General features: G+C 41.9%; 27 protein-coding genes. All 27 read left to right on the top strand.

The window, feature by feature from the left end:
* Positions 1 to 7 precede the first annotated feature (7 nt).
* The 27 genes from rplD to EHQ47_RS15560 are packed head-to-tail and all read left to right on the top strand — an operon-like array spanning position 8 to position 12,967.
* The gene (gene rplD, locus EHQ47_RS15690; RefSeq protein WP_002973655.1) at positions 8 to 643 is read left to right on the top strand and encodes a 50S ribosomal protein L4; all 636 of its coding nucleotides are present in this window, start codon (positions 8 to 10) and stop codon (positions 641 to 643) included.
* Positions 644 to 647: 4 nt separating this feature from the next.
* Positions 648 to 953 (top strand): 50S ribosomal protein L23, encoded by a 306-nt coding sequence (locus tag EHQ47_RS15685; RefSeq protein ID WP_002973792.1) that lies wholly within the window; start codon positions 648 to 650, stop codon positions 951 to 953.
* Between the two features lie 2 nt (positions 954 to 955).
* The gene (gene rplB, locus EHQ47_RS15680; protein WP_100721553.1) at positions 956 to 1,792 is read left to right on the top strand and encodes a 50S ribosomal protein L2; all 837 of its coding nucleotides are present in this window, start codon (positions 956 to 958) and stop codon (positions 1,790 to 1,792) included.
* A gap of 13 nt (positions 1,793 to 1,805) precedes the next feature.
* Entirely contained in the window at positions 1,806 to 2,084 is a 279-nt protein-coding gene (rpsS, locus tag EHQ47_RS15675; RefSeq protein WP_100743125.1) for a 30S ribosomal protein S19, read from the top strand.
* Positions 2,085 to 2,092: 8 nt separating this feature from the next.
* Complete coding sequence (gene rplV, locus EHQ47_RS15670; protein WP_004783773.1) at positions 2,093 to 2,443, top strand: 50S ribosomal protein L22; 351 nt, start codon at positions 2,093 to 2,095, stop codon at positions 2,441 to 2,443.
* 3 nt (positions 2,444 to 2,446) lie between these two features.
* Positions 2,447 to 3,124, top strand: a complete 678-nt coding sequence (gene rpsC / locus EHQ47_RS15665; protein ID WP_100790762.1) for a 30S ribosomal protein S3 — start codon at positions 2,447 to 2,449, stop codon at positions 3,122 to 3,124.
* Between the two features lie 22 nt (positions 3,125 to 3,146).
* Entirely contained in the window at positions 3,147 to 3,560 is a 414-nt protein-coding gene (gene rplP, locus EHQ47_RS15660) for a 50S ribosomal protein L16 (RefSeq protein WP_015678382.1), read from the top strand.
* Complete coding sequence (rpmC, locus tag EHQ47_RS15655) at positions 3,557 to 3,829, top strand: 50S ribosomal protein L29 (protein WP_135777541.1); 273 nt, start codon at positions 3,557 to 3,559, stop codon at positions 3,827 to 3,829. Before rplP ends, rpmC begins: the two co-directional genes overlap by 4 nt.
* A 3-nt stretch (positions 3,830 to 3,832) precedes the next feature.
* The gene (gene rpsQ / locus EHQ47_RS15650) at positions 3,833 to 4,102 is read left to right on the top strand and encodes a 30S ribosomal protein S17 (RefSeq protein WP_012388932.1); all 270 of its coding nucleotides are present in this window, start codon (positions 3,833 to 3,835) and stop codon (positions 4,100 to 4,102) included.
* Positions 4,099 to 4,491, top strand: coding sequence for a 50S ribosomal protein L14 (rplN, locus tag EHQ47_RS15645; protein ID WP_002974152.1), 393 nt, complete (start codon positions 4,099 to 4,101; stop codon positions 4,489 to 4,491). The genes rpsQ and rplN overlap by 4 nt, the downstream gene beginning before the upstream one ends.
* Before the next feature lies 1 nt (position 4,492).
* Positions 4,493 to 4,876, top strand: coding sequence for a 50S ribosomal protein L24 (rplX, locus tag EHQ47_RS15640; protein WP_135632113.1), 384 nt, complete (start codon positions 4,493 to 4,495; stop codon positions 4,874 to 4,876).
* Between the two features lie 2 nt (positions 4,877 to 4,878).
* A complete protein-coding gene (gene rplE, locus EHQ47_RS15635) occupies positions 4,879 to 5,430 on the top strand; it encodes a 50S ribosomal protein L5 (protein WP_135693648.1) in 552 nt (183 codons plus the stop codon).
* Between the two features lie 10 nt (positions 5,431 to 5,440).
* Entirely contained in the window at positions 5,441 to 5,626 is a 186-nt protein-coding gene (locus tag EHQ47_RS15630; protein WP_012476296.1) for a type Z 30S ribosomal protein S14, read from the top strand.
* A gap of 16 nt (positions 5,627 to 5,642) precedes the next feature.
* On the top strand, positions 5,643 to 6,041 hold the full coding sequence (gene rpsH / locus EHQ47_RS15625) for a 30S ribosomal protein S8 (RefSeq protein ID WP_002973604.1): 399 nt from the start codon (positions 5,643 to 5,645) through the stop codon (positions 6,039 to 6,041).
* Positions 6,042 to 6,055: 14 nt separating this feature from the next.
* Complete coding sequence (rplF, locus tag EHQ47_RS15620) at positions 6,056 to 6,595, top strand: 50S ribosomal protein L6 (RefSeq protein WP_002973724.1); 540 nt, start codon at positions 6,056 to 6,058, stop codon at positions 6,593 to 6,595.
* A gap of 6 nt (positions 6,596 to 6,601) precedes the next feature.
* The gene (gene rplR / locus EHQ47_RS15615; protein WP_135655886.1) at positions 6,602 to 6,970 is read left to right on the top strand and encodes a 50S ribosomal protein L18; all 369 of its coding nucleotides are present in this window, start codon (positions 6,602 to 6,604) and stop codon (positions 6,968 to 6,970) included.
* Positions 6,971 to 6,973: 3 nt separating this feature from the next.
* Positions 6,974 to 7,477: a 30S ribosomal protein S5 gene (gene rpsE / locus EHQ47_RS15610; RefSeq protein ID WP_002973816.1), complete on the top strand. Its 504-nt coding sequence runs from the start codon at positions 6,974 to 6,976 to the stop codon at positions 7,475 to 7,477.
* A 13-nt stretch (positions 7,478 to 7,490) separates the two neighbouring features.
* Positions 7,491 to 7,670 (top strand): 50S ribosomal protein L30, encoded by a 180-nt coding sequence (gene rpmD, locus EHQ47_RS15605; protein ID WP_100743117.1) that lies wholly within the window; start codon positions 7,491 to 7,493, stop codon positions 7,668 to 7,670.
* A gap of 4 nt (positions 7,671 to 7,674) precedes the next feature.
* Positions 7,675 to 8,208 (top strand): 50S ribosomal protein L15, encoded by a 534-nt coding sequence (rplO, locus tag EHQ47_RS15600; RefSeq protein ID WP_135747935.1) that lies wholly within the window; start codon positions 7,675 to 7,677, stop codon positions 8,206 to 8,208.
* A gap of 7 nt (positions 8,209 to 8,215) precedes the next feature.
* Positions 8,216 to 9,595: a preprotein translocase subunit SecY gene (gene secY / locus EHQ47_RS15595; protein WP_004783927.1), complete on the top strand. Its 1,380-nt coding sequence runs from the start codon at positions 8,216 to 8,218 to the stop codon at positions 9,593 to 9,595.
* 3 nt (positions 9,596 to 9,598) lie between these two features.
* On the top strand, positions 9,599 to 10,159 hold the full coding sequence (locus EHQ47_RS15590) for an adenylate kinase (RefSeq protein WP_135747934.1): 561 nt from the start codon (positions 9,599 to 9,601) through the stop codon (positions 10,157 to 10,159).
* A gap of 13 nt (positions 10,160 to 10,172) precedes the next feature.
* A complete protein-coding gene (infA, locus tag EHQ47_RS15585; RefSeq protein WP_012476295.1) occupies positions 10,173 to 10,391 on the top strand; it encodes a translation initiation factor IF-1 in 219 nt (72 codons plus the stop codon).
* Positions 10,392 to 10,399: 8 nt separating this feature from the next.
* On the top strand, positions 10,400 to 10,513 hold the full coding sequence (gene rpmJ / locus EHQ47_RS15580; protein ID WP_002974084.1) for a 50S ribosomal protein L36: 114 nt from the start codon (positions 10,400 to 10,402) through the stop codon (positions 10,511 to 10,513).
* 6 nt (positions 10,514 to 10,519) lie between these two features.
* On the top strand, positions 10,520 to 10,897 hold the full coding sequence (gene rpsM / locus EHQ47_RS15575; protein WP_035983662.1) for a 30S ribosomal protein S13: 378 nt from the start codon (positions 10,520 to 10,522) through the stop codon (positions 10,895 to 10,897).
* An 11-nt stretch (positions 10,898 to 10,908) separates the two neighbouring features.
* On the top strand, positions 10,909 to 11,322 hold the full coding sequence (gene rpsK, locus EHQ47_RS15570) for a 30S ribosomal protein S11 (RefSeq protein WP_004783964.1): 414 nt from the start codon (positions 10,909 to 10,911) through the stop codon (positions 11,320 to 11,322).
* Between the two features lie 9 nt (positions 11,323 to 11,331).
* Positions 11,332 to 11,964, top strand: coding sequence for a 30S ribosomal protein S4 (gene rpsD, locus EHQ47_RS15565; protein WP_135747933.1), 633 nt, complete (start codon positions 11,332 to 11,334; stop codon positions 11,962 to 11,964).
* A 25-nt stretch (positions 11,965 to 11,989) separates the two neighbouring features.
* The gene (locus EHQ47_RS15560; RefSeq protein WP_002974165.1) at positions 11,990 to 12,967 is read left to right on the top strand and encodes a DNA-directed RNA polymerase subunit alpha; all 978 of its coding nucleotides are present in this window, start codon (positions 11,990 to 11,992) and stop codon (positions 12,965 to 12,967) included.

The raw sequence follows: 12,967 nt of genomic DNA, 5'->3' as shown, positions 1-12,967 counted from the left end.
GTAGAACATGAAAGCGCGTAAATACAATAAAGAAGGCGTATTCGTAAGCGAAGTTGAACTTCCGGCAGAATTATTTGCTACCGGCATTTCGCTTGGAGCCATCTATGATGCGGTTAAAGCTGAAAATGCGAACAACAGACAAGGAACACATTCTACTAAGGATCGTTCCGAAGTTCGCGGTGGGGGAATCAAACCCTGGGCTCAAAAAGGAACTGGTCGTGCAAGACAAGGATCCATCAGAGCTCCACATTTCGTTGGTGGTGGTATCATTCATGGACCAAAACCAAGAGATTATTCCTCTAACTTGTCACGCAGCGTTAAGAAAAAGGCTGTTCTCTCCATCCTTAACAAAAAGGCAGAAGAAAACAGAATCGCGATCATAGAAGACGTAGAACCTTCTTCTTACTCCACAAAGTCCATCTACAACATTTTGAAGAACATGGAAATTGCGGAGAAGGGTAACGTGGGTTTTGTGGTAGCTGGTGAAAACCAATTCCTCAAAAAATCCACTCGCAATATAGAGAACCTCAAATATGTGAACAGCAAACGAGTCGTTTGCCGAGACATCCTCTATAATAACAATTTAGTAATCTCTGAAAGCGCTTTAAAAGAGCTTCAGGCTCAGTATTCTAAGAAAGGATAAGACAGTGAACCTAGAGAATGTAATCTTATCACCAGTTGTTACAGAAAAGTCGCAAGACCTTCAAACAATTGGAGAACGTATGGGAAAAAGAACTGTCAAGTATACGTTCAAAGTCCACCCGGATGCGAACAAAACTTTGATCAAACAAGCCCTGAAACAAATGTATAACGTAGTTCCAACTGCTGTAAACGTAGCCGTTTACCGTGGGAAAATGAAACGTTTTAGAAACATGCCGTCTCCAAGACCTCACTACAAAAAAGCTGTAGTGACGTTTGCTGACGGAGCAAATTTGGATTTTGCTAAGGTTTAATTATGGGAATTAGAAAACTTAAACCCACAACGCAGTCTAGCCGGTATTATTCCGTTCTAGATTTCAAAGAAATCACTGAAGTGGTTCCTTACAAACCACTCACTGCCAACATTTCTTACAAAGCTGGTCGTGATAACAAGGGACGAATCGCTGTTAGACGCAAAGGTGGACGTAACAAAAGAAAGTTTCGTATCATCGATTTCAAACGTAATAAATTTGGAATCCCTGCGACAGTCAAAACAATCGAATACGATCCAAACCGTTCCGCTTTTATTGCTCTGATCTGTTATGCAGACGGAGAATACCGATACATTTTAGCTCCAAACGGCTTAAAAGTTGGGGATAAAATTGAATCAGGTGCCAATGCAGAGATCAAACTAGGGAACACACTTCCTTTGGATAAAATCCCTGCGGGAACTAACGTTCACAACATTGAACTTCATATCGGAAAAGGCGGTCAAATCGCTCGCACAGCAGGATCATTTGCTGTGATCTCCGCTAAAGATGGTGACTATGTCTCTCTCAAACTTCCTTCTTCGGAAATCCGAAAAGTGCGTAAAGAGTGCTTAGCAACAATCGGAGAACTTTCCAACAAAGACCATAACTTGGTCATCATTGGTAAAGCGGGTCGTAACCGTTGGTTAGGAAAGAGACCGAAAGTAAGAGGGGTCGTTATGAACCCTGTGGACCACCCACTCGGTGGTGGTGAAGGTAGAACTTCCGGAGGTCGTCACCCAGTGACTCCTTGGGGTAAACCTACGAAAGGATTTAAAACACGTAAGACTAGACCGTCTGACCGTTTTATTGTCCAAAGACGTAAGAAAAACAGGAATAGGTAGGATCTAGATACTCATGGCTAGAAGCTTAAAAAAAGGTCCGTTCATTGACGACCACCTCATGAAAAAAATTACAAGCCTAAACTCTGAAGGGAAAAAAACTCCCTTCAAGTCTTGGTCCAGAAGAAGTACCATTTATCCAGATATGATTGGTCACACAGTCATGATTCATAATGGCAAAGCGTTTGTTCCTGTTTATGTAAACGAAAACATGATCGGTCACAAACTCGGTGAATTTGCTCCCACTAGAACCTTCAAAGGTCACGGTGGAGACAAAAAAGTAGCGAAGAAATAGGTAGAGAGATGGAAGCAAAAGCAGTAGGAAAACACCTCAGAATTTCTGCCAGAAAAGCTCGCCTGGTTGCTGATGAAGTTCGTGGATACGATTACAAGGAAGCCATTGATATCTTGCGTTTTACTAATAAAGCAGCAAGTTCAATGATCATCAACCTTCTGAACTCGGCAGTGGCGAACGCAGTCCAAATGAACGAAAGTTTGGATCCGAGTTCACTTTATGTTAAAAAAATCTATGTGGATGACGGCCCTATCATGAAACGTTTCCGCCCAAGAGCACGTGGTCGTGCTTCTAGGATCCGTAAACGCCTAAGCCACATCACTGTTGTTGTATCTGAAATCGAAAAGAAGGTTAGCTAATTTATGGGTCAGAAAGTAAATCCAATCGGACTACGAATCGGAATCACACGCAATTGGGATTCGGTTTGGTTTTCCAAACAAGATTACATTAAAAATCTTCACGAAGATATCAAGATCCGTAGATTCCTTCAGAAGAAATTCAAAAACGCATCCGTTGTGAAAATCGTAATCGAAAGATTCCCTGAAAAGATCAACGTAAACCTCCATACTTCTAAACCTGGTATGGTGATTGGTCAAAAAGGCCAAAACATTGAAGCGGTAAAACAAGAACTTAAAAAATACGCTGATAAACCGATTGGAATGAACATCATCGAAGTGAAAAAACCAGAAGTGATTGCGCAAGCAATTGCAGAAACGGTTGCCCTTCAGATCGAACAAAGGATGCCATTCCGTCGAGTCATGAAAGCAGAACTTCGTCGTGCCATGCGCGGTGGAGTGGAAGGTGTGAAAATCCAAATCTCCGGACGTCTCAACGGAGCGGATATGGCAAGAACTGAAAAGTATATGGAAGGACGAGTTCCGCTTCATACTCTTCGTGCCAAAATTGATTTTGGATTCAAAGAAGCCCTCACGACTTTCGGACAAATTGGTGTGAAAGTATGGACTTATACAGGTGACTACTTCCCAACTAAGGAAGAGTCTGATGAAGATAAATACGCTGTAAAACGTAGAACTAGTTAAGAAGTACTAAAGAGAAACAATCATGTTAGCACCTAAACGAGTAAAATTTAGAAAACGCCAAAGAGGGCGCTTAAAAGGTAAGGACGAAAGAGGTTCTTACGTTGCGTTCGGTGAGTTCGGTTTAAAAGCCATCTCTTCCGGTCGTATCACTGCGCGTCAAATCGAAGCTGCAAGGATTACTATCAACCGCCAAGTGAAACGAGGTGGGAAATTGTGGATCAGGATCTTCCCTCATTTACCAATCACAAAGAAACCTGCCGAAACTCGTATGGGTAAAGGTAAAGGTAACCCAGAGTTCTGGATTGCTGAAATCCGACCAGGACGAGTTCTTTTTGAAATGGCTGGTGTTGATGAAGATACAGCAAGAAAAGCACTTCATTTAGCAGCGTTCAAACTGCCAGTAGAAACTTCATTTGTTAAGAGGAACGTTCTATGAAAGACGATTTCAAATCACTATCTCCTGAAGATTTGAAGAAAGAAATTCTTTCCTCTTCCGAAGAAGTAAGAAAAGCAAGATTCCAATTTGGTGTGACAAGATCACTTGAGAACCCAAAAGTAATCCGCAATAATAAGAAGAGAATTGCCCAAGCGTTAACTGTACTTCGTGAGAAGGAACTAACTGCAAAGGGTAAACTCAAACAAATCGCACCGAAAGCTGGTTCGGCTCCAAAAGTCGCTAAAACAAGCAAAGGTAAGAAGAAGTAGGTTATGGAAGATAAAAACTCTAAAAAGTCTTTAACCATTCAAGGTGTAGTTGTGAGTGATGCTATGGATAAAACCGTAGTGATCGAAATCATCACAAGAAAAGTGCACCCACGGTTTAAGAAGATTATGACCAGAACTTCCCGCGTGAAAATTCACGACGAGAAGAACGAGTGTCAAGTTGGTGATCGAGTCATCGCTGTGGAAACAAGACCACTTTCTAAGCAGAAACACCATAAACTTGTAAAGGTAATTGAGAAGGCGAAATTAGTATGATTCAACAAGAAACTATTTTACAAGTAGCCGATAACTCGGGTGTGAAAAAAGTCATGTGCGTTAAAGTGCTTGGCGGTTCCAAAAAACGCTACGCAACGCTTGGTGACGAGATTATCGTCGCTGTGAAAGAAGCACAACCTGCATACGGTCTTCGTGACGGGCAAGGTAAAAAAGTGCATAACAAAGCGGTTCAAAGAGCAGTTGTTGTGAGAACGAAAAAAGAAGTTCGTCGTCCAGACGGAACTTACATTCGTTTCGATGACAATGCCGTTGCCATCATTGATGACAAAGGGAATCCAAAAGGAACCAGGATCTTCGGACCTGTTGCCCGTGAACTTCGCGATAAAAAATACATGAAAATTATATCTCTCGCTCCGGAGGTTCTCTAGAATGGCAGCTAAATTAGCATATAGAGGCTCCGAGCCCACTAAATTCAAAAAGACAAAAATCAAAAAGGACGATGAAGTTCTTGTGATTTCCGGTAAAGAAAAAGGAAAAAAAGGGAAAGTCCTCGCTGTGGATAAACGCAAAGACCGCGTTTATATCGAAGGTGTGAACAAAAGAAAAAGATTCGTACGTCCAACCCAAGAGAACCCTCAAGGTGGAGCGATCGAAATCGAATTCCCAATCCATATTTCCAACGTGATGTTTCACGACGCAAAAGCAGAGAACAAAGCGAAGCCAAAGAAGAAAATTAAGGCTGTACGATTGGGCTTTGCCAAGAAGGATGGTAAATCCGTACGAGTGACTCGACCTGAAGGGAAAGAAGTATAGTTATGGTACCTAGGCTTAAATCAAAATACGAGAAGGAAATTCGTCCTACACTCCAAAAGTCACTCGGCTTTCAAAGTGTCATGCGAGTTCCCAAACTAGAAAAAATCGTGATCAACGTTGGTATGGGAGAAGCTCACACCAACCCAAAAGCGATGGAAGCTTGTTTGGTAGAAATTGGCCAAATCACAGGCCAAAGACCGGTGAAAACATTCGCTAAGAAATCCATTGCGGGTTTCAAAGTGAGAGAGGGGATGGTGCTTGGTTGCAAAGTTACCCTTCGTGGTCATCATATGTATGAGTTTCTTGACAGATTCATTAACGTGGCTCTTCCACGGGTTCGTGACTTTCGCGGAGTTAATCCAAAAGGTTTCGATGGTCGAGGAAACTACAACCTGTCTGTAAAAGAACAGATCATCTTCCCTGAGATTCATTTTGATAAAATCAATACTATCTACGGGATCAATATCACTTTTGTAACGAACACGGAAGTGGACAAAGAAGCGTTCGAATTATTCCAAGCCTTCGGTATGCCTTACCGAACGGCAGGTAAGTAGGAGATTTATCATGGCGAAAAAATCAATGATGGAACGCCACGCCAAAGAGCAAAAATTCAAAGTGAGAGAGTACAATCGTTGCCCTCTTTGTGGTCGATCACGCGCTTATTTGCGCCGCTTTGATATGTGTCGTCTTTGCTTCCGGGACCTTGCTAGCAAGGCTCAGATCCCCGGTGTGAAAAAGTCTTCCTGGTAATTAGGTTAAGGTAAGTATGAGTCTTTCAGATCCAATCGCAGATATGCTAACAAGAATCAGAAACGCACAACAAGCAAAACATGAGCTTTGTGTGATTCCTGGTAGCAAAATCAAGAAGTCCATCCTCGATCTTCTTAAAGAAGAAGGTTTTGTAGATGATGTTCAAACAGTAAAAAATGGAAGTTTTGATGACTTCCAAGTGAAATTAAAATACGACACGGAAAAAAAGCCGGTAATTCGTATGATCGAGAGAGTTTCTACTCCTGGTCGTCGAGTTTACATCCAATCTGGTGAAATCCGTCCGTTCCGAAATAACATCGGAACTCTCATCCTTTCTACTTCGAAAGGTGTGATGACAGGGAAACGTGCTCGCAAACTCAGAGTAGGAGGGGAAGTTCTCTGTAAGGTATTCTAGAGAACGATAACACCATGTCTCGAGTTGGAAAAAGTATTATCAAATTGCCTGCAAAGGTAGAAGTAAAAGCAGAAGCTGAAGCCCTTACAATCAAAGGGCCTTTAGGGGAATTAAAAACTCCGCTTTACGAAGGTGTCAGCGCCAATGTGGAAAACGGCGAACTAGTTTTCACTCGTAAGAGTGAAGACCAAAAGACTGTGGCATTACACGGTCTAGTTCGTTCCCTTGCGATGAACTGCGTAAAAGGTGTGACTACTGGTTGGGAAAAAAACCTAGAAATCACTGGGGTCGGTTATCGTGCTCAAAAACGCGGTAAAGACCTTGTGATGGCACTTGGATATTCTCACGAAGTGGTTTTCCCTGAACCTACTGGTATCAAAATCGATGTCGCAGATCAGCTTAAAATCAAAGTATCGGGAATTGACCGACAACTGGTTGGACAAGTTGCGGCTGACATTCGTTCGAAAAGACCTCCTGAGCCTTACAAAGGAAAAGGGATCAAATATCAGAACGAATACATCCGTAGAAAGGCCGGAAAAACCGGTAAGAAGTAGAACGTCATGATCAATAAGACAGCTAAAAATATCAAAAGATTGAGAAGAGCGGAGCGAGTTAGATACAAACTCCGTTCAACCTCGGAAAGACCTCGGTTGGTTTTCAACAAAACAAACCGTTACCTCACCGCACAAATCATTGATGATGCGAAGGGTGTAACGCTTGTTTACGCAACCACTTTAGAGAAAGATTTTCCGAAACATGAAAATTCTAAGAAGAGTAAATCGGCTGCAACCGAACTCGGTAAAGTAGTCGCTGAAAAAGCGAAAAAAGCAGGAGTTTCCCAAGTGGTTCTCGACAGATCTGGAATGGTTTACCATGGAAAGATCGCTGCTTTTGCTGATTCTGCCCGTGAAGGTGGATTGGAGTTCTAAATGATGTTAGAAGAAGAAACAAAAGAATTTACTGAGAAGGTCGTAAAAATCGACCGAGTTGCCAAAGTAGTGAAGGGGGGACGTCGTTTCTCCTTTAACGCACTTTCAGTCGTTGGCGACTCTAAAGGAAAAGTAGGAATCGGATTTGGAAAAGCAAATGAAGTTCCAGATGCCATCCGAAAGTCCATCGAATCGGCAAAAAAGAATTTAAAATCCATTCACTATATCGGTCATACAGTTCCTCACGATGTTGTGGGACAGTTCAAATCCGCTCGAGTGATCTTGAAACCAGCTTCTCCGGGAACGGGGATCATCGCTGGTGCTTCTGTTCGTTCCGTATTGGAAAGAGCAGGAATTCAAGATGTTTTGACAAAGTCATGGGGATCTTCAAACCCGATGAACATTGTGAAGGCGACTATGGATGCATTACAACAGTTGGAAACTCCGTCAATGGCGGTAAAACGACGTGGTGTTAGCCTCAAACATTTGTTTGGGCAAGATCTATAAAAGGTAACTGACTATGGAAGAAGTGATCGTAACGCAAGAAAGAAGTTCTATTGGTATCATCCCGATACACAAAAAAACTCTAATTGCACTCGGCCTTAAAAAGAAAGGTCAATCCAAAAAACACAAAATGACTCCCCAATTGAAAGGGATGTTACGACAAGTAGGTTACTTGTTGAAAGTGGAAAAGGTATAATTGTATGGCGCAAGATAGAATTGAACAAGGTCGTGGATTTGGGGCAAAACGTCCAAAAAAATCCACTTCTCTAGGCAACAAAAACTTGGTTCCCGTTCCTGAAGGGGCAAAAACCTCTCCGAAACGAGTGGGCCAAGGTCCAGGATCCGGAATGGGAAAAACTTCCACTCGAGGTTCCAAAGGACAACGAGCTCGTGCAGCTTCGATGAGACGTGGATTCGAAGGGGGACAGCTTCCTCTTCACAGACGTTTGCCAAAACGTGGTTTTACCAATATTTTCTCTGTAGAGTTCCAACCAGTCAACTTGATCTCTTTGTCAAAAGCGGGTCTTTCTGGGGAAGTCACTCCTGCCATTCTCAAAGCCAAGTCTTTGATTAAGTCAGAAGTAGGACCAATTAAACTTCTCGGAACTGGAGAAGTGACTGTTGCCATCACCATTACGGTAGATGCTTTTTCTGCCTCTGCAAAAGAGAAAATCGAAAAAGCGGGTGGAAAAGTCATCATTAGAGAAAAGAAAAAAGAAGAGAAAAAAAACTAGATAACCTATGTTTCAAACCATCGCTAACATCTTTCGAATCCCGGAATTAAGATCTAAAATCCTATTTACGATCGGTATGTTGTTACTTTTTAGAATGGGGACTCATGTCACCATTCCAGGTATCAATAGTTTGATTGTGACGGGCATTACTGCCGATCCGAGTGAAGGTTTCCTCGGAATGGTAGATTTGTTTGCAGGTGGTGCTCTTTTAAAATTTTCTATTTTTGCTCTAGGGATTATGCCCTATATTTCTTCTTCCATCATCATGCAGCTAGTGATGGTTCTCATTCCTAGTTTGCAAAAGATGCAAAAAGAAGGAGAAGAGGGTAGAAAAAAGATCCAGCAGTACACTAAGTACGGTACTCTTATCCTTTGTGCAATCCAATCACTTGCGGTGATCCAACTTGCTAATTCTTGGTCTACGGGATCGGGAACGGCGCAAGCGAAATACCCAGGTCTTATCAACCCATCTGTAGAAGGTTATTTTTTACCGATTGCGATGCTCTCCATCACTACGGGAACAGTTCTTCTCATTTGGCTCGGGGAACAGATCACAGAACGCGGTATCGGTAATGGAATCTCTCTTATTATCTTCGCAGGGATTATTGGTCGTATGCCAGAAGCGCTCATTGCGATGTTTACTTCTGATACTTCGGATGCTCTCAGTATCCTGATTCTGATCATTATATTTATCGTGCTGATTGCCTTAACGGTGATTTTAACCCAAGGGGTTCGCCGGGTTCCGTTAAATTACGGAAAACAAATGGTGGGAAGAAAGATGGTTCAGGCTCGTAGCCAGTCCATTCCTTTCAAAGTGAACAGTGCCAACGTAATGCCAATTATCTTTGCATCCTCACTTATCCTTTTCCCACAAACAATTGTTCAGTGGTTATCCTCTAAGGGTGGTCAGTGGGCTGGTTGGGCAGTGATTATGGACTATTTTAATCCATTTTCACAAATTTGGTACCATGCCCTTTTTTACTATGTGATTTATACATCTCTTATCATTTTCTTTGCTTATTTTTATACGGCGATTCAGTTCAACCCACAGGAGCTTGCTGATAACCTAAAAAAATACGGCGGGTTTATTCCGGGCGTTCGCCCTGGTAGCCAAACAAAAGATATGATTGAGAAAATCTTGAATCGAATCACCCTTCCGGGTGCTCTTTTCCTTGCTGGTCTTGCTCTTGCTCCGTATCTCATCATCAAGTTTTTAAACCTCGGTTCTAACACCGGTGGAGGAACTTTGGTGTATACTTTCGGAGGAACTTCACTTCTCATTATGGTGGGTGTGGCACTCGAAACTTTGAAACAAATCGAAGCCCAACTCCTTATGAGAAATTACGAAGGGTTCATGAAGAAGACTAAAATCAAGGGAAGAGTGTAACGAATGAAGAGACTCATTTTTATGGGGCCCCCAGGCGCTGGAAAAGGGACCCAAGCTGACATCATCAAAGAGAAATACCAAATTCCACAAATCTCTACCGGAGATATCCTCCGTGCTGCCGTAAAAAACGGGACGCCTATGGGTGTTGAAGCAAAAAAATATATGGACGCTGGAGACCTTGTTCCAGATGCTGTCGTTATAGGCATAATTCGCGACCGATTGGTCGAAGCTGATTGTGCAAATGGATTCATACTGGATGGATTTCCTAGGACGGTGGAGCAAGCAAAGGCTCTCTCGGAAATCCTCAAAGAGCTCCGCATGGAGCTCGACTCCGTTGTCAACCTAGACGTTCCTGACGAAGAACTCGTCAAACGGTTGCTAGGTAGAGCGATCAAAGAAGGACGCTCGGATGACAACGAAGAGACCATCAAAAACCGTCTGCATACTTACAACACAAAGACGTTGCCCCTAATAGACTTTTATAAAGGCTCTGGGATCCTTCGGCAAATCAATGGGTTGGGAAGTATGGAAGAAATCACTAACACTATTTTAAAATCGATCTAGTAGGAGATAGACCCTGGCTAAGGAAGAAGCAATCACAATTGACGGAACCGTTCTAGAACCGTTACCAAATGCGATGTTCCGTGTGGAACTAGAGAATGGTCACAAAGTTTTAGCACATATTTCAGGAAAGATGCGTATGCATTACATTCGTATTTTACCTGGAGATAAAGTCACTGTGGAACTTTCTCCTTATGACTTAACCAAGGGCCGTATTACCTACAGAAAGAAATAGGAACTATAATGAAAGTTAGAGCATCAGTTAAAAAAATCTGTCCTGAATGCAAAGTCATTCGCAGAAAAGGTGTAATCCGAGTGATTTGCACGAACCCAAAACACAAACAAAGGCAAAGATAGAAAGATATGGCACGTATCGCGGGTGTTGATTTACCATCAAACAAAAGAATAGTGATCGGTCTTACATACGTATTTGGTATTGGTAAGACTTCCTCTCAAAATATCCTGAAAAAAGCAGGAATTGACGAATCTATCCGGGTGAAGGACCTTTCGGACGAACAAGAAGCCGCGATCCGAAGAGTTATTGAAGAATCATACCAGGTAGAAGGGGATCTTCGTTCAGAAGTCAACCTAAACATCAAACGATTGATGGACGTAGGTTGTTACCGAGGTTTCCGTCATAGACGTGGACTTCCAGTCAACGGACAAAGAACAAGAACCAACGCAAGAACCCGTAAGGGAGTCAAGAAGACTGTAGCCAATAAGAAAAAGGCTACTAAGTAGAGGACTAATCCATGGCTGAAAAAGACGCAAAGAATAAAAAAGATACCAAAAAGGTTAAGAAAAAAGAAAAGAAAAACGTTCCACGGGGTAAGGTTTATATCCAAGCTTCGTTTAACAATACAATCGTATCCATTACGGATATGGCTGGAAACGTTCTTTCTTGGTCCTCTTCTGGAATGATGGGTTTTCGTGGATCTAAAAAATCCACTCCGTATGCAGCACAAGTTGCCGCTACGAATGCCGCTGAAAAAGCAATTGAAGCAGCTGGTCTATCTGAAGTGGATGTAATGGTTTCTGGTCCTGGAATTGGACGTGAATCTGCCATTCGTTCTTTGACCACAAAAGGCATTGCAATCAAACTTATTAAAGACGTAACTCCGCTCCCGCACAATGGGTGCCGACCACGAAAAAGAAGAAGGGTGTAGGAATTAGATATGGCACGTTACCGAGGTCCAGTTGTTAAATTGATGAGAAGAGAGGGTCTTAACCTCTTTCTCAAAAATAGTCATACATTACATAAAGAAAAATCTTCCCTAGAAAAGAGAAAGTACCCACCAGGTCTTCCTCCTAAGAAAAAAGGGAAGGTAACAGAATACGGTGCACAGCTACGTGAAAAACAAAAAGTAAAACGCGCTTATGGTGTTTTAGAAAAACAATTCCGTAGATATTTTGAAGAAGCATCTCATACTCCAGGGATTCCTGGTGAAAACTTACTTCAATTCCTCGAAAGAAGATTGGATAACGTTCTTTACCGTATGGGTTTTGCTGTTACTAGAAGACAAGCTCGTAACTTTGTGGCACATAGACATGTTCTTGTAAATGGTCACCGAGTGGATATTTGTTCTTATCGTGTGAATGTTGGCGATAAAATCGAAATTCGTGAGAAATTCCAAAAATCTACGTTTATCGAAGAAAATATCAAACTTGCCCAAGCAATCAATCGTACTGCTTCCTGGGTCAGTGTGGATTATACCAAGTTTTCTGGCGAAGTGACTTCACTTCCAACTAGAGAGCATATTGATATTCCTGTGAAAGAACAGGTAATCGTAGAGTTGTACTCGAAGTAAGAATTTAGAGAAGAAGGATACGACATTGTCTCCAAAGAATTTATTAAAAGGTTTTAAAAGACCCAAAAAAATCGAATTCACTACCGATGTGAATACACCAAACTACGGTAAGTTTGTTGCAGAACCTTTCGAAAGAGGAATTGGTACTACGATCGGTAATTCCCTTCGTCGTACGCTCATGTCTTCTATCGAAGGAGCGGCAATTTCCGCGATTCGAATTGAAGGAGTCTCACATGAGTTCTCCTACATTGAAGGTGTAGCAGAAGATGTCACTCGTATCATTCTTAACTTAAAACAAGTTCGAATCAAATACGAGCCTGAAGACAAAGAAGCAAGCAAAGTAATCCACTTAGAACTAAAAGGTGCTGGTTACTTCCGTGCTGCTGACTTGGCAGTAGACTCTTCCATTGAAATCATGAACCCAGACCTTCATATTGCGACTCTTAATGAGGATGCCAATTTGATTATGGATTTGGAAATCCAAAGAGGACGTGGTTACGTTCCTGCTGAAGATAAAAAGAAAGATATCGAAGTATTGGGAACTATCCCAATCGATTCAATTTTTTCACCAATCCAAAAAGTATTGTTTGAAGTATCAGAAACTCGTGTTGCACAACGTTCTGATTACGAAAAACTTACTATGGAAGTTTGGACTGACGGTTCTGTTTCTCCAGAAGATGCAGTAGCACAAGCAGCAAAAATTCTAAAAGACCACCTAACTGTTTTCATTAACTTTGAAGAAGAAATTGAAGAAGAAGAAGAAGAGTTGGATGAAGCTGATGAAAAACTAAAAGCAGCTTTATCTAAACACGTAGAAGAATTGGAACTATCTGTTCGTTCGACTAACGTTCTTCGTAGTTTGGAAATCGACTTCATTGGTGAACTCGTTAAGAGATCAGAAGACGAAATGACTAAATCAAAACATTTCAGCGAACAAAGTTTACAAGAGTTGAAAGCGAAACTTTCCTCTATGGGACTTTCTTTCGGTATGAGAGATTTTTAA

Origin of the sequence: Leptospira bourretii (assembly GCF_004770145.1) — a bacterium.
Classification (GTDB): Bacteria; Spirochaetota; Leptospiria; order Leptospirales; family Leptospiraceae; genus Leptospira_A; species Leptospira_A bourretii.
The sequence above is the reverse complement of the archived record's forward strand: the minus strand, read 5'-3'. Positions and strand labels throughout refer to the sequence as shown.